The organism is Streptomyces sp. NPDC059816 (genome assembly GCF_042732055.1).
Taxonomy (GTDB): domain Bacteria; phylum Actinomycetota; class Actinomycetes; order Streptomycetales; family Streptomycetaceae; genus Streptomyces.
In genome coordinates this window covers 1-22,295 of record NZ_JBHWIQ010000017.1, presented here as the reverse complement: position 1 = coordinate 22,295, position 22,295 = coordinate 1, and the positions used below count along the sequence as shown (strand labels likewise).

General features: G+C 73.5%; 17 protein-coding genes. 12 read left to right on the top strand and 5 right to left on the bottom strand.

The annotated features are described in order from the left end of the window. Positions 1-97: 97 nt before the first annotated feature. The 3 genes from ACFV88_RS22235 to ACFV88_RS22225 form a co-directional block, all read right to left on the bottom strand. The gene (locus tag ACFV88_RS22235) at positions 98-1,423 is read right to left on the bottom strand and encodes a coenzyme F420-0:L-glutamate ligase (protein WP_385493470.1); all 1,326 of its coding nucleotides are present in this window, start codon (positions 1,421-1,423) and stop codon (positions 98-100) included. Continuing rightward, positions 1,420-2,403, bottom strand: coding sequence for a 2-phospho-L-lactate transferase (gene cofD, locus ACFV88_RS22230; RefSeq protein WP_385493469.1), 984 nt, complete (start codon positions 2,401-2,403; stop codon positions 1,420-1,422). The genes ACFV88_RS22235 and cofD overlap by 4 nt, the downstream gene beginning before the upstream one ends. A gap of 663 nt (positions 2,404-3,066) precedes the next feature. Continuing rightward, complete coding sequence (locus ACFV88_RS22225) at positions 3,067-3,564, bottom strand: cysteine dioxygenase (RefSeq protein ID WP_385493468.1); 498 nt, start codon at positions 3,562-3,564, stop codon at positions 3,067-3,069. 680 nt (positions 3,565-4,244) lie between these two features. On the opposite strand from ACFV88_RS22225, the gene ACFV88_RS22220 reads away from it, so the two are divergent. From ACFV88_RS22220 to ACFV88_RS22210, 3 genes are all read left to right on the top strand, one after another. Then, positions 4,245-4,529, top strand: a complete 285-nt coding sequence (locus ACFV88_RS22220) for a WhiB family transcriptional regulator (RefSeq protein WP_385493467.1) — start codon at positions 4,245-4,247, stop codon at positions 4,527-4,529. Between the two features lie 473 nt (positions 4,530-5,002). Beyond that, entirely contained in the window at positions 5,003-8,776 is a 3,774-nt protein-coding gene (locus ACFV88_RS22215; RefSeq protein WP_385493465.1) for a glycosyltransferase, read from the top strand. After that, positions 8,773-10,314: a DUF5719 family protein gene (locus ACFV88_RS22210; RefSeq protein ID WP_385493464.1), complete on the top strand. Its 1,542-nt coding sequence runs from the start codon at positions 8,773-8,775 to the stop codon at positions 10,312-10,314. The genes ACFV88_RS22215 and ACFV88_RS22210 overlap by 4 nt, the downstream gene beginning before the upstream one ends. 34 nt (positions 10,315-10,348) lie before the next feature. On the opposite strand, the gene ACFV88_RS22205 is transcribed toward ACFV88_RS22210, so the two are convergent. Continuing rightward, positions 10,349-10,798 carry a metallopeptidase family protein gene (locus ACFV88_RS22205; protein WP_385493657.1) on the bottom strand — a complete coding sequence of 150 codons (450 nt, stop codon included), beginning with the start codon at positions 10,796-10,798 and terminating at the stop codon, positions 10,349-10,351. Positions 10,799-11,124: 326 nt separating this feature from the next. Here ACFV88_RS22205 and ACFV88_RS22200 point away from each other — a divergent pair, with 326 nt between their 5' ends. The 8 genes from ACFV88_RS22200 to ACFV88_RS22165 all read left to right on the top strand — a co-directional run bounded on the left by ACFV88_RS22200 (position 11,125) and on the right by ACFV88_RS22165 (position 19,836). Continuing rightward, positions 11,125-11,547, top strand: a complete 423-nt coding sequence (locus ACFV88_RS22200) for a DUF3499 domain-containing protein (protein WP_385493463.1) — start codon at positions 11,125-11,127, stop codon at positions 11,545-11,547. A 170-nt stretch (positions 11,548-11,717) separates the two neighbouring features. Beyond that, positions 11,718-13,088, top strand: coding sequence for a phosphomannomutase/phosphoglucomutase (locus ACFV88_RS22195; RefSeq protein WP_385493462.1), 1,371 nt, complete (start codon positions 11,718-11,720; stop codon positions 13,086-13,088). A gap of 178 nt (positions 13,089-13,266) precedes the next feature. Then, positions 13,267-13,437 carry a Trm112 family protein gene (locus tag ACFV88_RS22190; RefSeq protein ID WP_385493461.1) on the top strand — a complete coding sequence of 57 codons (171 nt, stop codon included), beginning with the start codon at positions 13,267-13,269 and terminating at the stop codon, positions 13,435-13,437. 124 nt (positions 13,438-13,561) lie between these two features. Then, the gene (locus tag ACFV88_RS22185) at positions 13,562-14,806 is read left to right on the top strand and encodes an SIS domain-containing protein (protein WP_385493656.1); all 1,245 of its coding nucleotides are present in this window, start codon (positions 13,562-13,564) and stop codon (positions 14,804-14,806) included. Between the two features lie 103 nt (positions 14,807-14,909). Continuing rightward, positions 14,910-16,166 carry a mannose-6-phosphate isomerase, class I gene (gene manA / locus ACFV88_RS22180; protein ID WP_385493460.1) on the top strand — a complete coding sequence of 419 codons (1,257 nt, stop codon included), beginning with the start codon at positions 14,910-14,912 and terminating at the stop codon, positions 16,164-16,166. Between the two features lie 156 nt (positions 16,167-16,322). After that, on the top strand, positions 16,323-17,288 hold the full coding sequence (locus ACFV88_RS22175; protein WP_385493459.1) for a cation diffusion facilitator family transporter: 966 nt from the start codon (positions 16,323-16,325) through the stop codon (positions 17,286-17,288). 310 nt (positions 17,289-17,598) lie between these two features. Then, a complete protein-coding gene (gene ahcY / locus ACFV88_RS22170; protein ID WP_385493458.1) occupies positions 17,599-19,056 on the top strand; it encodes an adenosylhomocysteinase in 1,458 nt (485 codons plus the stop codon). Between the two features lie 165 nt (positions 19,057-19,221). Beyond that, entirely contained in the window at positions 19,222-19,836 is a 615-nt protein-coding gene (locus tag ACFV88_RS22165; protein WP_385493457.1) for a hypothetical protein, read from the top strand. A 13-nt stretch (positions 19,837-19,849) separates the two neighbouring features. Here ACFV88_RS22165 and ACFV88_RS22160 read toward each other — a convergent pair whose 3' ends face one another. After that, positions 19,850-20,845 carry an RDD family protein gene (locus ACFV88_RS22160; RefSeq protein ID WP_385493454.1) on the bottom strand — a complete coding sequence of 332 codons (996 nt, stop codon included), beginning with the start codon at positions 20,843-20,845 and terminating at the stop codon, positions 19,850-19,852. Between the two features lie 100 nt (positions 20,846-20,945). Between ACFV88_RS22160 and ACFV88_RS22155 the strand changes: the two genes are divergently transcribed. Continuing rightward, positions 20,946-21,953, top strand: a complete 1,008-nt coding sequence (locus ACFV88_RS22155; RefSeq protein ID WP_385493453.1) for a stage II sporulation protein M — start codon at positions 20,946-20,948, stop codon at positions 21,951-21,953. The last annotated feature ends 342 nt before the right edge of the window (positions 21,954-22,295 follow it).

Genomic DNA, 22,295 nt, shown 5'->3' with positions numbered 1-22,295 from the left:
CCGCTTCCCCGTCACCGGGGTCGTACGGAACCGGTCCCCGCGTTCCATGGTGCCCCGCCCGGCGGGCGACCGTCGCCACGGCGCCCGCCGCTCCCGATCAGCGCACCTCGATGAACGTCTCCGTCTCCCGCGCCGGCCGCTCCTTCGGCTCGCCCGCCGGGTGCCCGATCGCCACCGCGCCCATCGGGTCCCAGTCCGCGGGCAGCCCGAGCACCTCCCGGACCACGTCCCGGCAGAACATCGTGGACGACACCCAGGCCGAACCCAGCCGCTCCCCGGCCAGCGCCACGAGGAAGTTCTGCACGCCGGCGCCCATCGCGACCACGAACATCTCCCGCTCGGCGGCGTCCCGCCGCGCGTGCCCGTAGTGGTGGGCGCCCTCGGTCACCAGACAGGGCACCACCAGGTACGGCGCCCGGCGCAGCACCTCCCCGCGGCGCACCCGCCGGGCGATGGACTCGGGCGACTTCCCGTCCCGCCGCAGGTCGGCGACCCAGGCGTCCCGCATGGCGTCCAGCAGCCGCAGCCGCGAGTCGGCGCTCTCCAGCAGCACGAACCGCCAGGGCGTGGTGTGGTGCGGCGCGGGCGCGGTGACCGCGGCGGCGACCGCCCGGCGCACCGCTCCCGGGTCGACCGGCTCCTCGGTGAACGCCCGCACGGTACGCCGCTGGGTGACGGCCTCCCGCACCGCCTCCGAGGTGCCGAGGCGGAACATGTCGTCCCGCGCGGAGCGCACCAGCTCCCGCGCCCCCGCCCCGGGTACGTCGTCCGCGTCGTCCGCCCGTACGGTGTGCGCGAGCCCGCGCACCACGGCGACCGGCAGCCCGGCGGTCTTGCCCTTGACCAGGTCGCCGGCGGCCGCGAGTTCGTCCGCGGTGGCCACGACGGTGGCGGTCAGCGGGTTGCCGTGGGGGTCGGTGCCGCCCCGCAGGTCGTCCAGGACCCGTACGCCGGCCGCGCCGATCGCGATGTCGGTCAGCCCGTTGCGCCAAGGCCGGCCGGCGGTGTCGGTGACGAGGACGCCGACCTCGACCCCGAGGGCCGCCCGCAGCCCGTCGCGCACGGCACGGGCGGAGGCGTCCGGGTCCTCGGGCAGCAGCAGCACCGTCCCGTTCGGGGTGTTGGAGGCGTCGACCCCGGCGGCGGCCATCACCAGCCCCTGCCGGTTCTCCACGATCCGCAGCGGTCCGCGGCGCGCGACCACCCGCACGGTCTCGGCGTCTATCGCCGCCTCCCGGTCGACCGCGTCCAGGACCCGGCCCTCCGCCTTGGAGACGATCTTCGAGGTGACCAGGACGACGTCGCCGTCCCGCAGGGTCGGTTCGGCGGCGGCGATCAGCTTCGCCAGGTCGTCCCCGGCAACCACCTCGCCGATGCCGGGCACCGCCCACACCCGGAAACCGGTGGGGCTGTCCGTACTCATGCCCGCAGCTCCTCGGCGAGGGTCAGCGCCTCGCGGGCCATCCGCGCGGTGGCGTCGAGGTCCGTCATGAGCAGCGGCACCGCACGGCAGCGGATGCCCGCGGCCTCCACCCGGGCGACGGAGTCCGCGTCGACGGTGTCCACCAGCCAGCCGTCCAGCAGCCCGGAGCCGTAGTGCGCGGCGACCGCCGCGGCGGTGGACTCCACGCCGACCGCCGCCAGGACCTTGTCGGCCATCCCGCGCACCGGTGCGTCCCCGACGATCGGGGACAGGCCCACCACCGGCACCCCGGCCTCCGCGATGGCCTCCCGGATGCCGGGCACGGCGAGGATCGTGCCGATGCTGACCACCGGGTTCGACGGCGGGAACAGCACCACGTCGGCGCCCGCCACCGCCTCCAGGACCCCCGGCGCCGGCTTCGCCCGGTCGGCGCCGACCGGGACCACGGCATGGGCGTCGACGGCGGCCCGCAGCCGGACCCAGTACTCCTGGAAGTGCACCGCCTTGCGCTCCCCGGCGCCCGGCTCGCCCTCCGGCACCGTGATCGCCACGTGCGTCTCGATCCGGTCGTCGGACATGGGCAGCAGCCGCACGCCCGGTTGCCAGCGCTCGCACAGCGCCTCGGTGACCGCGCTGAGGGGGTAGCCGGCGGACAGCATCTGCGTCCGCACGATGTGGGTGGCGAAGTCCCGGTCGCCGAGCCCGAACCAGGTGGGGCCCACGCCGTACGCCGCGAGCTCCTCCTTGACCCGGAAGGTCTCGTCCTCGCGTCCCCAACCCTGTTCCTCGTTGATGCCGCCGCCGAGGGTGTACATCACCGTGTCGAGGTCCGGACAGACCTTCAGGCCGAAGAGGTGTATGTCGTCACCGGTGTTGCCGATGACGGTGATGTCGGTGACCCCGAACTCCCGTGCGGTCTCCTTGAGACCGCGGAGGAATCGGGCGCCGCCGATGCCGCCTGCCAGAACCACAATGCGCATGTGGTCCAGTCTGTCAGGCGCGCAGTGCGCCTCACGGCTCGCCTGTCCACCACGCTCCGTCGCGATCACCCTGCGGGTGCGCTGTCCCGTGCGGGTGCGTGGCGGTTTTGCGCAGTTCCCCGCGCCCCTTTCGGTACGTCCGCCTCGCGGTGCGCGGTTCCCTGCGGGGTGCGCTGGAGCTTCGCGCAGTTCCCCGCGCCCCTTTGGGTGCGTTCACCTCGCGGTGCGCTGTCCCGTGCGGGTGCGTGGGGCTTTCGCGCAGTTCCCCGCGCCCCTATTGGGGCTGATCCGGCCCGGGTGCGCTGTCCTGTGCGGCGCGCTGTGGTCACCCGCGCAGTTCCCCGCGCCCCTTACGGGGCCCGATCTGGCTCGGGTGCGCGCCTGGCCGGGGTTCGCCTGCGGCTTCGTCGGGGCGCGTGTGCTGTGCCGGCGGGGCGGCCGACGACGCCGAGTAGCGCCCGAGATCCAGGGGCGCGGGGAACTGCGCAAAGCCCCAGCGCACCGCACGGGACAGCGCACCCCCAGGCGGACGCACCGGATAGGGGCGCGGGGAACTGCGCGAAAGCACCACGCACCCGCACGGGACAGCGCACCGCGAGGTGGACGTACCGAAGGGGGCGCGGGGAACTGCGCGGGCGACCCCAGCGCACCTGCAGGAACCGCTCAAACAGAAGCAGCCGCAGCCGCCCCCGCACACTGCGCCGCATGCATCCGCATCTCGGTAAGCCCCGGGTAGTACACATGAAGGCTCACCGCAGGTTCCATCGCCGCGTTGACGACCTCGTGGACGTACCCCGGCGCGAAGACCCGCTGCGCCCCCGGCCGCAAAACGTGCGAAGCCTGCCGCGTGCGCTCGGTCAGCTCACCCTCCAGCACCGTGAGCACCCCACTGGAGGGCCCGTGGTCGTGCACCCCGCTGCCCTGCCCGGGCACCCAGGACAGCAACCACACCTCGTACCCGGGCCCGGTGCGCAAGCGGTGGTACCAACGGCTGGTGGCGTCGTAGCGCACCAGATGCGCCCACTGGGCGCGGTCGGCGGCGATGGACCGGGCGAGCCCGGCGAACTCCGCCACCGTGAACGGGTGTTCGCGCGCGGGCTGGAGGAGGTGGGGTACCTCGAGGATGTCGCCCGCGATCTGGAGGTCGCTGTCGCTGTTCATGGGGTGCGGTGGTGTCCTCGGCGAAGAGAAAGAAGAGTGGGGAGGGCGTGCCCGACGGCGCGGACGGGCGGAACGCAGACCTGAGGGTGATGCGGCAGATGCGGATCAGTGGCCGGAGCGCAGTGGGCTCAACAGCAGGAACGGCAACAGCTACAGCGCGAGCGGGCAGCACCGAGGAACCCAGGGCGGGTCGCGGGAAGCGCCAAGTTCGCGAGCATGCCCACCAGGCAACCGGTTCATGCCCGGTATGTCAACCGGGACGCCGGTTGGCTGGCCGAGATTCACCTGTTCCGGTGGCGCCCATTGCCGAAAGGATTGCGCGCCCCTTGACTAGGAAACACGCGGCAACGCACGGCGGCGCCGATCGTCCCCGTGGCGTCGTGGAGCCGTGACGCGGGTGTGATCAGTTTCGCTTCCGCGCCGTCACCGCAACGAGACCTCGTCCCGAGCCGTCTCCCCTGGTGAGACGGTGCCAGGAAGTGGCCCCTCGCCGGTGTCTCGGTTTATGCCGATTTGAACACTTACCGTATACCCTTGGTTCCGCAGAGTGAATAAGGGGCCCGATAGCAGATCCCGGCTTGACTGGCTTGGATCAGCACACTTGTAATTTCACTCGTGTCGTTCGGCCCGAGCAGGCGCGACACCATCACGGGGACGCAAAAACAGACGAGGGGCGCTACATGACCGAGCTGTTCCAGCACCTGCTGATCGAATCAGTGGAGACCGTCGAGGGCATGGACGAAGAGGAACTCGGCTGGCAGGAGCGCGCACTGTGCGCCCAGACCGATCCCGAGTCGTTCTTCCCTGAGAAGGGCGGATCCACCCGCGAGGCCAAGAAGGTCTGCCTCGCCTGCGAGGTCCGCTCCGAATGTCTTGAATACGCGCTCGCCAACGACGAGCGCTTCGGCATCTGGGGCGGCCTGTCCGAGCGGGAGCGCCGCCGCCTCAAGAAAGCGGCGATCTAAACCCGACGGCACCCGGAGCACCGACGGCACCGGGCCACCTGACGGCACCAGCAACTCCGACGGCACCGGGAGCCCCGACAGCCCCGCGCCCGTCCCGGCCGCTCGCACCCCCACCGCGCTCCACCCCTACCCACCCCACACCCCCATCACGCACCCGTACCCCCGCACCCGTACCCACCCCCGCGCACCCGCGGCCCCCGCTCCACCGCCCGGCGCCCGCCCCCACCCCGGCGGGGCCCGGCCGGCGGGGTAACCGGGTGCACCGGACACCGAGGGGCACCCCGACGGCGAAGTGCCGGTCACGGAACGCCGGTCACGGGGTCGTCCACGGCGGCGACCGGTTCCGCGGCCAGCCGTTAGTGTGGTCGCTCGTCCGAGACCCACCACCTCCGTGACCCACGGCCACCGCGCCCGAGGCCACCGGAGCGCCGTGCGCGTCGACCACAGTCCAGCGAACCGGGGCCCGCACCTCGATGTCCCTGCACAGCCACCACGCCGTCCCGGCCAGCGCGCCCGCGTCACCACGACCGGCCCTGTCCGATCCGACCAGCCCGCCCGCGCACCCGCGACACGTCGTGACCGCCGTCGTCGTCACGCACGACGGCGCCCGCTGGCTGCCCGACACCCTCGCCGGTCTCCTCGGCCAGACCCGCCCGGTGCAAAGCGCCGTCGCCGCCGACACCGGCAGCGCCGACGACTCCGCCCGACTGGTCACCGAAGCGCTGGGCGAGGGCCGCGTCCTGCACCTCGCCCGCCGCACCGGCTTCGGCCAGGCCGTCGACGAAGCCGTGCGCAGCGCACCGGCCCTCACCCCCGACGACCTCCCGTACCTCAAGCGCCCCAGCGGCTGGGACCCCGTCAGCCGCACCTGGCACGACGACGCGTACGACCTGCCCGAACTGCCGCACGGCGAGCCCGAACAGTGGCTGTGGCTCCTGCACGACGACTGCGCACCCGAACCGGACGCCCTCGACCACCTCCTGCGCGTGGTGGAGAACGAACGCGAACTCGGCCACGAGGTCGCCGTCGTCGGCCCCAAGCTCCGCGGCTGGTACGACCGCCGCCAACTCCTCGAAGTCGGCGTGACCCTCGCCCACAGCGGACGCCGCTGGACCGGCCTGGACCGCCGCGAACAGGACCAGGGCCAACACGACCACGTACGCCCCGTACTGGCCGTCTCCACCGCCGGCATGCTGGTCCGCCGCGACGTCTTCGAACAGCTCGGCGGCTTCGACCGCCACCTGCCCCTCATGCGCGACGACGTGGACCTGTGCTGGCGCGCCCACCACGCCGGCCACCGCGTCCTCGTCGCCCCCGAGGCCGTCGTCCGACACGCCGAGGCGGCCTCCCGCGAACGCCGCAGCGTCGACTGCGCGGGCCGCGGCACCACCTCCCCCCGCAAGGTCGACAAGGCCGGCGCCGCGTACGCGCTGCTCGCCAACGCACGCTCCGCGGCCCTGCCCTGGATCCTCGTCAGACTCGTCGTCGGCACCGTCCTGCGCGCCCTCGCCTACCTCGTCGGCAAGGCACCCGGACAGGCCCTCGACGAGATCACCGGCCTCGCCGCGACCCTGCTGCGCCCCGGCCGCGTCCTCGCCGCCCGCCGCACCCGCGGGCGCCCCCGGGTCGACAAGGGCGAACTGCGCCCCCTGTTCCCGCCACCCGGCGCCACGATCCGCGCCACCGTCGAACAGGTGACCGGCAGTCTCGTCGGCGGTGCGGGCAGCGACGCCGAGGCCGGCACCGGCGGACGCCACGGAGCCGTCGAGTCCGGACCCGGCGGCGACGACGCCGACTTCCTCGAAGTCGAACAGTTCGCCCGGCTCAAGCGCGTGGGACGCAAGCCGGGCCCCGTGCTCTTCGTGGTCCTGCTGCTGTTCTCCCTGATCGCCTGCCGCGCCCTGCTCGGCGGCGGCGCCCTCGCCGGCGGCGCCCTGCTGCCCGCACCCGCCGACGCCGCCGACCTGTGGGCCCGCTACACCGACGGCTGGCACCCCGTCGGCACCGGCGGCACCCAGGCCGCCCCGCCCTACCTCGCACTCATCGCCCTGCTGGCCAGCGCCCTGTTCGGCTCCACCGGGCTCGCCGTCACGGTCCTGCTGATCGGGTCCGTTCCGCTCGCCGGGATCGCCGCCTACTTCGCGTCCCGCCCCCTCGTCATGTCCCGGCTGCTGCGCGCCTGGGCCGCCATCGCGTACGCCTTCCTGCCCGCCGTCACCGGCGCCCTCGCGAGCGGCCGGATCGGCACCGCCGTACTCGCCGTGCTGCTGCCGCTGATCGCCCGCGCCGCGGTCGCCGCCGGGGGACTGGCCCTGTCCGGCACGTCCACCAAGCGCGGCAGCTGGCGCGCCACCTGGGCGCTCGCCCTGCTGCTGACCGTCGCCACCGCCTTCACCCCCGTGGTGTGGCCCCTCGCGCTGGTCCTCGGCCTGGCCCTGCTCGCGGTGCGCCGCCGCGACCCGATCGCCTACGCGGCCCGTTTCCTCGCCGCCCTCGCCACCCCGCTGCTGGTCCTCGCGCCCTGGTCGCTGTCGCTGCTGCCCACGGGCTTCTTCCAGGAGGCCGGACTCGACCACCAGGTCGACCCCGCCAGCGCCCTCGACCTGCTCGGCGCCTCCCCGGGCGGCCCCGGCACCGTCGGCGGGCTGCTGCTCGTCGGCATCGTCCTGGCCGCGCTCGCCGCCCTGCTGCGCGCCGAGCGCCGCACCGGCGTCCTCACCGCCTGGACCGTCGCCCTCGTCGCCCTCGTCTTCGCGGCCCTCTCCAACGGCTCCGGCTGGGCCGGCCCGGCAACCCTCGTCTACGGCCTCGCCCTGCTCGGCGCGGCGATCATCGGCGCGGACGGGGCCCGCCACCGCGTCGCCGAACAGAGCTTCGGCTGGCGTCAGCCGGTCGCCGCGCTCATCGCCTTCGCCGCCGCCGCGGGCACCTTCCTCGCCGCCGCCGGCTGGATGATCCGCGGCGCCGACGGCCCCCTGGACCGTCGCGACCCGGTCCAGGTGCCCGCCTTCGTCGCCGAGGAGAGCGGCACCCAGGACCAGGCCCGCACCCTCGTCCTCGACGGCGAGACCCCGGCGCGCGTCGCCTACACCCTGGTCCGCGGCTCCGGCGCCCGCCTGGGCGACGCCGAACTCACCGCCGCCGCCCCCGCCGCCCCCCGGCTCGACGAGGTCGTCGCCAACCTGGTCGCCGGCTCCGGCGCCGACCAGGCCGACGAACTCGGCGGCTACGCCGTCCGCTACGTCCTCGTGCGCGACGGCGCCCCCCGCGGCATGAGCCGGGTGCTCGACACCACGCCCGGACTGTCCCGGCTCAGCCAACAGGACGGCAACTCCCTGTGGCGCGTCGACCGGCAGGTCTCCCGGGCCGCGGTCGTCCCGAAGTCCGGCGACCCGCAGCCCGTGGCCGCCGGTCCCGTCGAGGTCCACACCGACATCGCCGCCGGCCCCGAGGGCCGGGTGCTGCGCCTCGCCGACACCGCCGCCGCCGGCTGGACCGCGACCCTGGACGGCGAGCCGCTGACCCGGGTCACCGTCGACGGCTGGGCCCAGGGCTTCACCCTGCCCACCTCCGGCGGACGCCTCGACATCACCTACGACGCGCCCCTCACCCACACCGCGTGGGTGTGGGCGCAGGGCGCGCTCGCCCTGGTCCTGGTCGTGCTCGCGCTGCCCGGCCGCCGCCGGCACGTCGACGACGACCTGCCCGACGCGGAGCAGCCCGCCGCCGCGCCGGTGGCCGCCGGGCCCACCGAACCCGCCGCGCCTGCTGCGCCCACCGCACCCGCTGCGCCCGCGGGAGGCCGTCGGGCCCGCCGGCTACGCGACCGGGCGCCCGCACCGGACCCCGCCACCGAGGTCCCGCAGGCCCCCGTTCCGCACCAGGTGGCGCACCCCGCCTGGGACGACGCGCCCGCCACGCCGGCCGAGCCGGTTCCCCCGGTCCCCCAGGGCCCCGCGTACCCCGGTGCCGCGGTTCCCCCGCAGACCCCGTACGAGGATCCGTACCAGGGCGGCGGCTACGCCCCGTACCCGCAGGACGGCACCCACGACCCGTACGCCGCGGTGTCCCCGTACCCGGACCCCGTCCCGGGCCACCAGGCCCCGCCGGACGTCCCGGGTTACGGCTACTCCGGCTACGACGGCGGCTACGACAGCACCACCCCCGTGTACGGACAGCCCGGCCCCGAGGCGCCCGGGCACCCGCACGGCACCGACCGTGAGCGCCCCGACGGGAGCCAGCAGTGAACCGCACCACCCTGTCCCTGTTCGCCGTGACGGCGGCGCTGGCCGCCGTCACCGGACTCGCCGTCGTGTCCGTGCCCGAGGAGGCCGGGGCCGACGGCGCTCCGGCCGCCGCCCGGCTGCCCGTCGAGCGCTCCGGGGTGCTGTGCCCGGCGCCCAGCGACTCGGACCTCGCGGACACCGTCTACAGCTCCTTCACCCCGAAGTCCGAGGGCACCGCCGCCACCGGCAAGGCACGGCTGACCCCGGCCGAGAAGAAGTCCACCGGTTCGGACGAGCCCAAGGGCACCAAGGGAACCAAGGGCACCGGCAAGGACGGGAAGGGCGCCAAGAACGGGAACGACACCGCGCCCGTCCTCGTGCCGAAGGAACCCGGTGTCCAGGTCACCGGCGAGGAGTCCGGTGCGGACGCGCCCGCCCTGATCGGCGCAGCCGAGGGCGACCTCGCCCCGGGCTGGACCGTCCAGCAGACCACCACCGTCTCGGCGGGCCAGGGCCGCGGGGTGCTCGGCCTCGCCTGTGCCGCCCCCGACACCGACTTCTGGCTGCCGGGCGTCAGCACCGCCGAGGACCGCACCGACTACCTCCACCTGACCAACCCGGACGACGCGGCGGCCGTCGTCGACATCGAGCTCCACGGCAAGGACGGCCCTCTGAAGACCTCGCTCGGCGACGGCATCCAGGTGCAGCCGCGGGCGAGCGTGCCGGTGCTGCTGTCCACGCTGACCGAGAAGCCCCAGGCCGATCTGACGGCGCACGTCACGGTCCGCAGCGGTCGGGTGGCCGCCGCGGTGCGGGCCACCGACGCCCGGCGCGGCTCCGACTGGCTGGCCCCCGCCGCCGACCCCGGGCCCGCGCTGGTGGTGCCGGGCATCCCCAAGGACGTCACCTCGGCCCGTCTGATCGTCTTCGCCCCCGGCGAGAGCGACGCGGAGGTCGACGTCAAGGTGGCCTCCCCGAACGGGCCGATCACTCCCGCCGGGAACGAGAGCCTGCACGTCAAATCGGGGATGACGGCCGTCGTCGACCTGGGTGACGTCACCAAGGGCGAGGCGGGCTCCCTGCTCCTGACCCCCAAGGGCCGGTCCGCCGCGCCGGTGGTGGCCGCCCTCCAGGTCGTCCGGGGCAAGGGCGACCGCCAGGAGACCGCGTACATCCCGGCCAGTACGGCGGTCGGCGCCCGGGCGACGGTCGCCGACAACCGCGCCAAGGGCACCGCGCTGTCCCTGGTCGCCCCCGGCGCCGCCGCCAAGGTGCGGGTCACCGCCTCGGCGGGCAGCGGGGGCGGCGAGGCGGTGACCGAGACGTACACCGTCAAGAGCGGGTCGACGCTGCTGGCCGACCCGCCCGTGCCGCGGGGCCTCAAGGGCACGTACGCCTTGACCGTGGAGTCGATCTCCGGCGGCCCGGTGCACGCCTCGCGGATGCTCGAAGCCCCGGACGACGGCGTCCCGATGTTCACCGTGCAGGCCCTCGCCGACGACCGGGGCACCGTCTCGGTGCCGGACGCGGACCAGGACCTGTCCGTGCTCCAGGACTGAGGGACGGGCTCCGGCAGGAGGGGCGGGCCGGGACTCAGTCCTCGTCGTAGTGGGGGTCGACGGTCTCCGGGGTCAGACCCAGGAGCTCCGCGACCTGCTCCACCACCACCTCGTGCACCAGGGCGGCGCGTTCGTCGCGCCCCTTGGTGCGGATCTCCACCGGCCGCCGGTAGATCACGACCCGGGCGCGGCGCCCCTCCCGGGCCGGGACGATCCCGCCCAGCGGTACGGGGTCCTCGTTCCAGCCGTCTTCGGAGGCGTCCAACCGGGGGACCTCCAGGACCATGAAGTCGAAGTCGGCGAGCTGGGGCCAGCGCCGCTCCAGCCGTTCGACCGAGTCCTGCACCAGGTCCGTGAACAGTTCGGCCCTGCTGGCGGCGAGCGGCACCTGCGGCGGGGCCACGGGGCCGCGCATCCCCCTGCCGTGCCGGTCACGGCGGCGGGGACCGCGGTCGGCGGCACTGGGGGGCACGGGGTTGTCCATCACCGACGAAGCGTAGTCCTCCGGTGGACTCCTCGGTCGTCGGCGCGGCCCGTGTCAGCGCTCCACCGCACCCCGGGTGACCTGCACGGCGGCACGCCCGGGCGAACCGATGTAGGGCATGTCACTTACTGACCATTCCAGCCAAGGTCATGATCGAAATTGATCACTTCAGAGAGTGGCGCCCCCTTGCAAAATGACGAGAATGCCCCTATTCATTACCAGTCGTCACCCGCCTCCCTCTTCCGGCCGGAGGTCACCCGGCGGGACCGAGGGGCAATACCAGAAACCGCGAGGATCGAGTTCACGCCACGACACGGTGGGGTGACGTGCCGAGGAGTCGTCGCGGCCCGCTCAAGAGTGCGGTAGCGTCCATCATCGTGAGCCCTGTACGTCGCTGTTCGCGCACCGCTTGCGGCCGTCCCGCCGTCGCGACGCTGACGTACGTCTACGCCGACTCGACCGCGGTCCTCGGCCCCCTCGCCACCTACGCCGAACCCCACTGCTACGACCTCTGCGCCGAGCACTCCGAGCGCCTCACCGCGCCCCGCGGCTGGGAGGTCGTCCGGCTCGCCGAGGCCAGCGGCCCGCCCCGCCCCAGCGGCGACGACCTCGAAGCCCTCGCCAACGCCGTGCGCGAGGCGGCCCGCCCCCACGAACGCACCACCGACGCGGGCGGCAGGTCGGGCGCCGACCCCGTCGAGGTCGGCCGCCGCGGCCACCTGCGGGTCCTGCGCTCCCCGGACTCCTGACCCCAACTCCCGCCCCCGCAGCGGCCCTCGAACACCCCCCGCGCGACCAGCCACGACACCCCCGCGGCCGAAACCCGGCCCCGGCCCCGTCGGGGAACCGCGTCGCCCACCCGGCCCCGGCACCCTGCGGGTAGTTTGGGGGCCTCAGAGGACCTCCAGGAGGGTTGGCCGTGGCTGTTGATCTGTCGCAGATCGTGAAGGCGTACGACGTCCGCGGGGTGGTTCCCGACCAGTGGGACGAGTCGCTCGCCGAACTCTTCGGCGCGGCCTTCGCACAGGTGACGGGCGCTCACGCGATCGTCACCGGGCACGACATGCGGCCCTCGTCCCCCGGCCTGTCCCGGGCCTTCGCCCGGGGCGCCGCCGCCCGCGGCGTGGACGTCACCGAGATCGGACTCTGCTCCACCGACCAGCTCTACTACGCGTCCGGCGCCCTCGACCTGCCCGGGGCGATGTTCACCGCCTCCCACAACCCGGCCCAGTACAACGGCATCAAGATGTGCCGCGCCGGAGCCGCCCCCGTCGGCCAGGACACCGGACTCGCCGAGATCCGCGCCCTCGTCGAAGGCTGGGCCTCCGGCACCGACCCGGCCCCGGAACCCGCCGCCACCCCCGGCACCCTCACCCAGCGCGACACCCTGAGCGACTACGCCGCCCACCTGCGCTCCCTGGTCGACCTCACCGGCATCCGCCCGCTCAAGGTCGTCGTCGACGCGGGCAACGGCATGGGCGGCCACACCGTCCCCACGGTCTTCGACGGCCTGCCCCTGGACCTCGTGCCGATGTACTTCGAACTCGACGGCACCTTCCCGCACCACGAGGCCAACCCCCTCGACCCGAAGAACATCGTCGACCTCCAGGCCCGCGTCCGCACCGAGCACGCCGACCTCGGCATCGCCTTCGACGGCGACGCCGACCGCTGCTTCGTCGTCGACCAGAACGGCGACCCCGTCTCCCCGTCCGCGATCACCGCCCTCGTCGCCTCCCGCGAACTCGCCAAGCACGGCGGCCGGGGCACCGTCATCCACAACCTCATCACCTCCTGGTCCGTCCCCGAGGTCGTCCGCGAACAGGGCGGCACCCCCGTGCGCACCCGCGTCGGCCACTCCTTCATCAAGCAGGAGATGGCGAACACCGGCGCGATCTTCGGCGGCGAACACTCGGCGCACTACTACTTCCGCGACTTCTGGAACGCCGACACCGGCATGCTCGCCGCCCTGCACGTGCTGGCCGCACTCGGCGAGCAGGACGGCACCCTCTCCGCCCTGGTCGCCCAGTACGACCGCTACGCCGGCTCCGGCGAGATCAACTCCACCGTCGACGACCAGAGCGCCCGCCTCGCCGCGGTCCGCGTCGCCTACGAGGGCCGCGACGACGTCACCATCGACGAACTCGACGGACTCACCGTCACCACCGCCGACTGGTGGTTCAACGTCCGCCCCTCCAACACCGAGCCCCTGCTCCGCCTCAACGCGGAAGCCCGCGACCAGGCCACCATGGCCAAGGTCCGCGACGAGGTCCTGGACCTCATCCGCGGCTGAGCCCCCGCCGCCGCACCCGGACGGGTACCGGACCCACCACCCGGTACCCGTCCCCACCCGCCCCCGGACCCCCGGCCGGGCACCCCCGCCAGCCCGGCACGGACCAGGGCACAGCGGTACGCTGACCACGCCGCGGACCCGACGCCCGCGCGCCCACCACCCGGAAGGAAACACCGCCATGCCGCTCGAAGCCGGACTCCTGGAGATCCTGGCCTGCCCGGCCTGCCACGCCCCCCTGACCGAGGCGGAGGCCGAGCTGATCTGCACCGGCGAGGACTGCGGCCTCGCCTACCCCGTCCGGGACGACATCCCCGTGCTCCTCGTCGACGAGGCCCGCCGCCCCGACTGACGACACCGCCCACCCGGCAGCACACCCGAGCCGCACCCGTCCGACCATGGACCACACCCTTCGCCGCTCCACGCCCGCCGCCCGGCACCCCGCACCACCATCCAGCGAATCGGAGGCCGCCCCCATGCTCGACGAATCGCTGCTGGACGCACCCGAAGCACTCGCCAGGGCCGACCGGCGACGACTGCTGCGGGGCGCGGCCGAAGCGGGCGCCCGGGTGCGCACCGCCGCCCGACGCGCCGCCGAAGCGGGCGTGGCCGACCTCCGGCCCGACGGCCGCCCCCGCGCCGTCCTCATGGCCGGCCCCGGAGCCGCCGCGAACGCCGCCGCCGACATCCTCGGCTCCCTCGCCGGCGCCGGCTGCCCCGTCGTCCGCCTCGACCCCACCGGAGTCGCCGCCGCCCCCGGCGCCCTGCGCTGGGCCCTCCCCGGCTGGGCCGGCCCCGTCGACCTGCTGCTCATCGCCACCCCGGACGGCACCGAACCCGGCCTCGCCCTGCTCGCCGAACAGGCGTACCGCCGCGGCTGCACCGTCGTCTCCGTCGCACCCGACCGCACCCCCCTCGGGGAAGCCGTCAACGGCGTCCACGGCCTCGCCCTCCCCATGGCCACCGCACCCTACGAACAGGACGAACCCGACGCGGCCTCCGCGCCCGGCGCCCTGTGGGCCCTGCTCACCCCGCTGCTGATGCTGCTCGACCGCACCGGACTCGTCAGCGCCCCCACCGACGCCCTGGAACGGGTGGCCGACCGCCTCGACCGCACCGCCGAACGCTGCGGCCCCGCCATCGCCACCTACGCCAACCCCGCGAAGTCCCTCGCCGCCGAACTCGCCGACTCGCTGCCGCTGATCTGGACCGAAGGCCCGTCCGCCGGACCCGCCGGCCGCCGCTTCGCCGCCGCCATCGGCGAACTCGCCGGCCGCCCCGCCCTCGCCGCCCAACTCCCCGAGGCCCTCCCCGCGCACGGCGCGCTCCTCACCGGCACCCTCGCCGCGGGCGCCGACCCCGACGACTTCTTCCGCGACCGCGTCGACGAGGCCCCGGCCCTGCGCGCCCGGGTCGTCCTCCTCCGCGACCGTGCCACCGGCAAGCTCAGCGCCGCCCCCGCCGCCCGTGAACTCGCCCTCGGCCACGACACCGCCATCAGCGAACTCGAACCCGGCCCCACCGGCGACGACCCGCACGCACCCCACGGATCGGGTGACCCCGGCGCCCCTGGCGAACACGGCGCCCCCGGCGAACCCGGCACCCCTGGCGGACCCCGGGACGACGCCGACCGCACCGGCGACGCACTCGAAGCACTCGCCGAACTGATCGCCGTCACAGATTTCGCCGCCGTTTACCTGGCGCTCGCTTCGGGGGCTTGATCTGGACCCGGGGCCCCGCCCCGGCCGTCGCTCCCGAACCCCGCCACCTCGCGGGAAGCCCACCGGCAGCGTCGACCTCGTACTCGAACGGAGAAAGAACCCCATGGACCGCCTCGCCAACCCCATCCGCCCCTACGCCTGGGGTTCCGCCACCGCCATCCCCCACCTCCTCGGCGTGGCGCCCACCGGCGAGCCGCAGGCCGAACAGTGGATGGGAGCCCACCCCGGAGCGCCCTCGCGCACCCCGCGCGGCACCCTCACCGAAGTGATCGACACCGACCCCGAAGGCACCCTCGGCGCCCCGGCCGTCGCCCGCTTCGGCCCCCACCTGCCCTTCCTCCTCAAACTCCTCGCCGCCGGCGCCCCCGTCTCCCTCCAGGTCCACCCCGACCTCACCCAGGCCCGCGAGGGGTACGCCCGCGAACAGCAACAGGACATCCCGCTGACCGCCGGACACCGCAACTACAAGGACGCCAACCACAAGCCCGAACTGATCTGCGCGCTCACCCCGTTCGAGGGCCTGTGCGGCTTCCGCCCCCCGCACGCCACCGCCGACCTCCTCGCCCGACTGGACGTCGACGGCCTCAAGCCGTACGTCGACCTGCTGCGCGCCACCCCCGAGGACGCCGCCCTGCGCGAGGTCCTCACCGCGATCCTCTCCGCCGACCGCACCGAGATCGCCGCCCTCGTCACCGAAACCGCCCAGGCCTGCGCCCGTCTCGCCGCCGAGGACGCCCGCACCGTCGAACCGGGGACGACCGCACCGGCCGCCGACCCCGACCCGGCCGACCCCGCCGCCCCCGCAGCCGCCCGCACCGCCGCCTACGCCGCCTACGCCGGGCTCGCCCACCACTACCCCGGCGACCCGGGCGTCCTCGCCGCGACCCTCCTCAACCACGTCCGGCTCCAGCCCGGCGAGGCCCTGTTCCTCGGTGCCGGAGTCCCGCACACCTATCTGCACGGCCTCGGCGTCGAGATCATGGCCAACTCCGACAACGTCCTGCGCTGCGGCCTCACCCCGAAGCACATCGACGTCCCCGAACTCCTCCGGGTCGTCCGCTTCGAGGCCGCCGACCCCGCCGTCCTGCGCCCCGAAGCCTCCCCCGACGGCGAGGAGGTCTACGACACCCCCATCGACGAGTTCCGCCTCTCCCGCCTCACCCGACCCGAGGGCGCCGCACCCGGCGACCTCACCACCGACACCCCGCAGATCCTCCTGTGCACGGCCGGCACGATCACCCTGCACGGCGGCGGCACCAGCGAGACCCTCACCCCCGGCACCTCCGTCTTCGTCGCCGCCGGCGACCGTACCGAGGTGACCGGCTCCGGCACCCTGTTCCGCGCCACCGTCGTGGTCTGACGCCCCACCGTCCCCGGACGGGCGACACGAACCGTCAAACCGCCTGCGCCGGCCCCCTCGGCCCCGTACGATCCGACGCCGTCACCACCGGGCACACCACCAGGGACCGACGGCGTCCCGCGGGCGCCGGAACGGGCGAAGGGACACCACGCACAGATGAGCGCATCAGGCGGAACCAAAGCCATCGTCGCGGCACTCGCCGCCAACCTCTCGATCGCGGTCGCCAAATTCGTGGCCTTCCTCTTCAGCGGCTCCTCGTCGATGCTCGCCGAGAGCGTCCACTCCCTCGCCGACTCCGGCAACCAGGGACTGCTCCTCCTCGGCGGCAGACGCGCCCGACGCGAAGCCACCCCGCAACACCCCTTCGGCTACGGCCGCGAGCGCTACATCTACGCCTTCCTCGTCTCCATCGTGCTCTTCTCCGCCGGCGGCATGTTCGCGCTCTACGAGGGCTACGAGAAGGTCAAGCACCCCCACGCCATCGAGAACTGGTACTGGCCCGTGGGCGTACTCGTCTTCGCGATCGTCGCCGAGATCTTCTCCTTCCGCACCGCGATCAAGGAGTCCAACCAGATCCGCGGCACCCTCTCCTGGAAGGAGTTCGTCCGCCACTCCAAGGCCCCCGAACTCCCCGTCGTCCTCCTGGAGGACCTCGGCGCCCTCGTCGGCCTGGTCCTCGCCCTCGCCGGCGTCAGCCTCGCCCTCGCCACCGGCGACGGCCTCTGGGACGGCATCGGCACCCTCTGCATCGGCGTCCTGCTCATCCTCATCGCCCTCGTCCTCGCCGTGGAGACCAAATCCCTCCTCCTCGGCGAAGCCGCCGGCACCGACGACCTCCGCACCATCGAGAGCGCCCTCGTCGACGGCACCACCGTCACCCGCCTCATCCACATGCGCACCCTGCACCTGGGCCCCGAGGAACTGCTCGTCGCCGCCAAGATCGCCGTCCCCCGCGACAGCACCGCCGCACAGATCGCCGCCGCCATCGACGCCGCCGAGTCCCGCGTCCGCACCGCCTGCCCCATCGCCCGGGTGATCTACCTCGAACCCGACCTCTACAGCGCGGCCGAAGCCGCGAAGGGCCCCGACGCCGAAGCCACCCCCGGCGGCCCCGCCCACTGAACCCGCCCTACCCCACCCCGACCCGCCGACCCCACCCCGACCCACGGGCCACTCCCGCCCCACGGGCCACCCCCAGCAATCAAGCCGAACCGATTTGCGCCCTGGGGCACACCCGCCCCACGGTGTTAGATTCGTGACCAGAGCCAGACGTCGCTGCTGATGGCGGTCGGGCGGCCCGCACCCCGGGCCGACCGAGGGAGAGAGGGCCTCCGACGGACTGCGCTGCGCACGCGCCCGGGCACCACCCCGCCCGCCGTCGCGCAGAACAGCCGTGCACCCATCTCGACCGACCCACGAGGAGCAGCTCCCCATGACCACTGTCGACAACCGACAGGACTTCAAGGTCGCCGACCTCTCCCTCGCCGCCTACGGGCGCAAGGAGATCACCCTCGCCGAGCACGAGATGCCCGGCCTCATGGCCATCCGTGCCGAGTACGCCGCCCAGCAGCCGCTCGCCGGCGCCCGGGTCACCGGCTCCCTGCACATGACCGTGCAGACCGCCGTCCTCATCGAGACCCTGGTCGCCCTCGGCGCACAGGTCCGCTGGGCCTCCTGCAACATCTTCTCCACCCAGGACCACGCCGCCGCGGCCATCGCCGTGGGCCCCGACGGCACCCCGGACGCCCCCAGCGGCGTCCCCGTCTTCGCCTGGAAGGGCGAGACGCTGGAGGAGTACTGGTGGTGCACCGAGCAGGCCCTGACCTGGCCCGACAGCCCCACCGGCGGCCCCAACATGATCCTCGACGACGGCGGCGACGCCACCGTCCTCGTCCACAAGGGCGTCGAGTACGAAAAGGACGGCAAGGTCCCCTCGACCGACACCGCCGAGTCCGACGAGCACCGCGTCATCCTCGAACTCCTCACCCGCACCCTCGGCGAGGACCCGCAGAAGTGGACCCGGCTCTCCTCCGAGATCCGCGGCGTCACCGAGGAGACCACCACCGGTGTCCACCGCCTCTACGAGATGCACCGCGACGGCACCCTGCTCTTCCCGGCGATCAACGTCAACGACGCCGTCACCAAGTCGAAGTTCGACAACAAGTACGGCTGCCGCCACTCCCTGATCGACGGCATCAACCGCGCCACCGACGTCCTCATCGGCGGCAAGACGGCCGTCGTCTGCGGCTACGGCGACGTCGGCAAGGGCTGTGCCGAGTCCCTGCGCGGCCAGGGCGCACGCGTCATCGTCACCGAGATCGACCCGATCTGTGCGCTCCAGGCAGCCATGGACGGCTACCAGGTCACCACCCTCGACGAGGTCATCGAGACGGCCGACATCTTCATCACCACGACCGGCAACAAGGACATCATCATGGCCGCCGACATGGCCAAGATGAAGCACCAGGCCATCGTCGGCAACATCGGCCACTTCGACAACGAACTCGACATGGCCGGCCTCGCCAAGCTCCCCGGCGTCGTCAAGGACGAGGTCAAGCCCCAGGTCCACACCTGGACCTTCCCCGACGGCAAGGTCCTCATCGTGCTGTCCGAGGGCCGCCTCCTCAACCTCGGCAACGCCACCGGGCACCCGTCGTTCGTGATGTCCAACTCCTTCGCAGACCAGACCCTGGCCCAGATCGAGCTGTTCACCAAGCCCGACGCCTACCCGACCGACGTCTACACGCTGCCCAAGCACCTCGACGAGAAGGTCGCCCGCCTCCACCTCGCCGCGCTCGGCGTGAAGCTCACGACCCTGCGCCCCGAGCAGGCCGCGTACATCGGCGTCGAGGTCGAAGGACCGTACAAGTCGGACCACTACCGCTACTGACCCGGCCCCGCCGCCCCGCGGCGGACCGACAGGACGCACCAGGCAGGCCCCCGCACCCCCGTGCCGGGGGCCTGCCCCGTACCGCGCACCCGAGCCGAACCCGGCGGGCGAACCCGCCACCGGTCCGGCACCGGGAGATCAGAACGACCGAGAACCAGGACCCCCATGCCCCGCGGCCACTACTCGCTCCACGACACGCACGACCACACCCCCCTCGGTGAGGAACACTTCCATTGCGCCCCCGGCCCCTCCGGCTGGCGCTACGTCTCCCAACGCGTCGCCCCCTCCGGCGAACACATCGGCTCCGTCGACCTCACGCTCGACGAACTCGGCCGCCCCCTACGCCTCGAACTGAACGCCGCCAGCTGGCAGGTGCGCGCCGGCGCGCTCGACGGCGTCACCTGGGTCCGTACCGACCCCACCGGAGTCCACGCCACCGAGGGCAACGCCCCCGCCCACGCGTTCACCGGCACCTCCCCGGCCTTCCTCGTCGCGACCGCCCGACTGCTGCGCCTCACCCCCGCCTCCCCACCCACCCGGGTCCGCCTCGTCGCCTTCACCGATCCGGTCCTCGCCCCCCGCACCCTCGACCAGTCCTGGGCCCTGCTGAACAGAGAAACACACACCACTGACAACGCCCCCCTGATCGTGGACGAATACCAGGTCACCGCCCTGGACACCGGCGAACAGCACACCGTCCACCTCACCGGGGACGTCGTCCTGTCGGCCCCCGGCATCGAGCTGGAGAACCTGGAATCGCCCCCGTCGACGTTCCCCTGACGCCCCACCACCCTCAGGACGGCGGCGCGAACCCCGTGCCACCCCCCGCACCGGCCCCACCAGCCCCACCGGGGCCGTTCCCACCCGTGCCGTGCCCGGCCACCGGCCCCGCGGCCCCGCTCCCCGGCCCCGGACCGACGACCGGCCCCGCCGCGACACCCCCACCGGGCGGCGCGAACCCCGAGCCGCCTCCCGCCCCGTACTGACCCGGCCCGTGACCCACCGCGCCGTGACCGCCCGGCCCGTAACCCCCCGGAGCACCACCCCCGGACATCCGCTGCACGTCCCGCGACTGCCGCTCGTGCACCACGGCGGCCAGGAACGCGGCGGGCGGCACCCCCGGCGGCACGGTCGCCCCCGTCCGCGCGACCAACTCCTCCGCCAGCCGCCGCGCCATGTCCCACCCCACCTGCTGATCGAACTGCGACATCCGCGTCAGGTACTGCCGCACCGCCAGCCACAGACCGTCCGGCACCCCCGACAGGTCGAGCGAGGAGAACTGCCCCGCCAACCACGGCGGCGGAGGCGGAACGTACGCACTGCGGGCCACCGGCACCCGCTCCCGCACCACCAGCGTCCCCGCGAGCACATCACCCACCCGACGCCCCCGCTCCGACGCCAACGAGGCGATGGACGCCACCGTGCCGAAGGTCAACAGGATCTCGATCGCCCCGAACGCACCCCGCACCAGCGCGTGCCGGAACCGGATCGGCCCCCCGTCGTCCCGCACCACCCGCAACCCGCACGCCAGCTTCCCCAGCGACCGCCCGTGGCTCAGGGTCTCGACGGCTATCGGCACCCCCACCAGCAACAACAGGAAGCTCGCCACCGACACCGCCGCCATCGCCGCCTCGTCCAGCGACGCGGCGGCCGCTATCAGCCCCACCGTCACCCCGATGTAGACCGTGACCGCCAGGGCCAGATCGATCAGCACCGCCAGGCCGCGGCTCGGCAACTTGGCGGGCTGGAGCTCCAGCGCCACCGCCTCACCCGTTACGAGATCACTCACTACCATCACCTTCCGCCGCCCTGGCCTGCCCCGGGAAGGGCCAGTCTGCCAAGCTGAAACGCGTCGCCGCAGTACGAGAAGCCGAGGAGCAACTGACCCGATGGACCTCGACGTCTTCGTGTCCGCCCACCGGGCCGAATGGGACCGGCTGGACCACCTGCTGCGCCGCCGGCGCCGCCTCACGGGGGCCGAGGCGGACGAACTCGTCTCCCTCTACCAACGCACCGCCACCCACCTCTCCCTGATCCGGTCCAGTACGCCCGACCCGCAGCTCCTCGGCCGCCTCACCCAACTCGTGGCCCGGGCCCGCAACGCGGTGACCGGCACCCGCCGCGCCTCCTGGCGCGACGTGACCCGGTTCCTCACGCACGGTTTCCCGGCCGCGCTCTACCGCACCCGCCACTGGTGGGTGCCCACCGCCATTGTCTCCACGCTCGCCGCGGCGCTCATCGGCTGGTGGATCGCCACCCGCCCCGAAGTCCAGGCGAGCATCGGCGCCCCCGCCGAACTCCGCGAGATGACCCGGCCCGGCGGCGGGTACGAGGCGTACTACTCCAGCAACCCGGCGGCGTCGTTCGCGGCACAGGTGTGGACGAACAACGCCCAGGCCGCCGCGCTCTGCCTCGTCCTGGGCGCCTTCCTGTGCGTACCGGTCCTGTGGATCCTGCTGACGAACATGGTGAACATCGGCATGGGCATCGGGCTCATGGCCTCGGCCGGTCGCCTCGACGTCTTCCTCGGCCTGATCATCCCGCACGGGCTCCTCGAACTGACGGCGGTCTTCGTGGCGGCCGGCACCGGGCTACGCCTCGGCTGGACGGTCATCGACCCGGGCCCCCGCACCCGCCGCGCCGCCCTCGCCGAAGAGGGCCGCGCCGCCCTCGGCATGGCGATCGGCCTGGCCCTGGTCCTCTTCATCTCGGGAGCCATCGAAGGGTTCGTCACCCCGTCCGGCCTCCCCACCTGGGCCCGGATCGGCATCGGCATCGCCGCCGAGCTGCTCTTCCTCGCCTACGTGTACGTACTGGGGCGCCGGGCGGTCAGGGAAGGCGAGACGGGGGACCTCGACGCCGACGAACGGAGCGCCGCCGTGCCCCTGGCCGCCTGATGTGCGTGGGCCGCCGTTCACCTGCTAGTGTCCTCTTCGCCCCAGGGAAATCCGTTGACACGGCCCAGCTGGGGAGGTAGATTTGAACAGTTGCCTACGAACGGGCTCGACCCGTTGGCGACCGCAGAATCTATCTGCTTCTCGGAAGTTCATCGAGTTCATCGAAACGAATCCGAGAAACCTCCTCTGACTTACATGCAGAACTCACTCGGTGGTTCGAACCACCGGAAAGCCTCTGATAAAGTCGGAATCGCCGGAAAGGAAAACGCCGAAAAGCGTTCTCCCGGAAAGCACCGAGGAAATCGGATCGGAAAGATCTGATAGAGTCGGAAACACCGAAGG

Coding starts and splice junctions, on each gene's coding strand:
- ACFV88_RS22185 (WP_385493656.1), top strand. CDS start 13,562: ATGCTCGACGAATCGCTGCTGGACGCACCCGAAGCACTCGCCAGGGCC.
- ahcY (WP_385493458.1), top strand. CDS start 17,599: ATGACCACTGTCGACAACCGACAGGACTTCAAGGTCGCCGACCTCTCC.
- ACFV88_RS22205 (WP_385493657.1), bottom strand. CDS start 10,798: ATGGACAACCCCGTGCCCCCCAGTGCCGCCGACCGCGGTCCCCGCCGC.
- ACFV88_RS22165 (WP_385493457.1), top strand. CDS start 19,222: ATGCCCCGCGGCCACTACTCGCTCCACGACACGCACGACCACACCCCC.
- cofD (WP_385493469.1), bottom strand. CDS start 2,403: ATGCGCATTGTGGTTCTGGCAGGCGGCATCGGCGGCGCCCGATTCCTC.
- ACFV88_RS22220 (WP_385493467.1), top strand. CDS start 4,245: ATGACCGAGCTGTTCCAGCACCTGCTGATCGAATCAGTGGAGACCGTC.
- ACFV88_RS22190 (WP_385493461.1), top strand. CDS start 13,267: ATGCCGCTCGAAGCCGGACTCCTGGAGATCCTGGCCTGCCCGGCCTGC.
- manA (WP_385493460.1), top strand. CDS start 14,910: ATGGACCGCCTCGCCAACCCCATCCGCCCCTACGCCTGGGGTTCCGCC.
- ACFV88_RS22175 (WP_385493459.1), top strand. CDS start 16,323: ATGAGCGCATCAGGCGGAACCAAAGCCATCGTCGCGGCACTCGCCGCC.
- ACFV88_RS22225 (WP_385493468.1), bottom strand. CDS start 3,564: ATGAACAGCGACAGCGACCTCCAGATCGCGGGCGACATCCTCGAGGTA.
- ACFV88_RS22215 (WP_385493465.1), top strand. CDS start 5,003: ATGTCCCTGCACAGCCACCACGCCGTCCCGGCCAGCGCGCCCGCGTCA.
- ACFV88_RS22155 (WP_385493453.1), top strand. CDS start 20,946: ATGGACCTCGACGTCTTCGTGTCCGCCCACCGGGCCGAATGGGACCGG.
- ACFV88_RS22235 (WP_385493470.1), bottom strand. CDS start 1,423: ATGAGTACGGACAGCCCCACCGGTTTCCGGGTGTGGGCGGTGCCCGGC.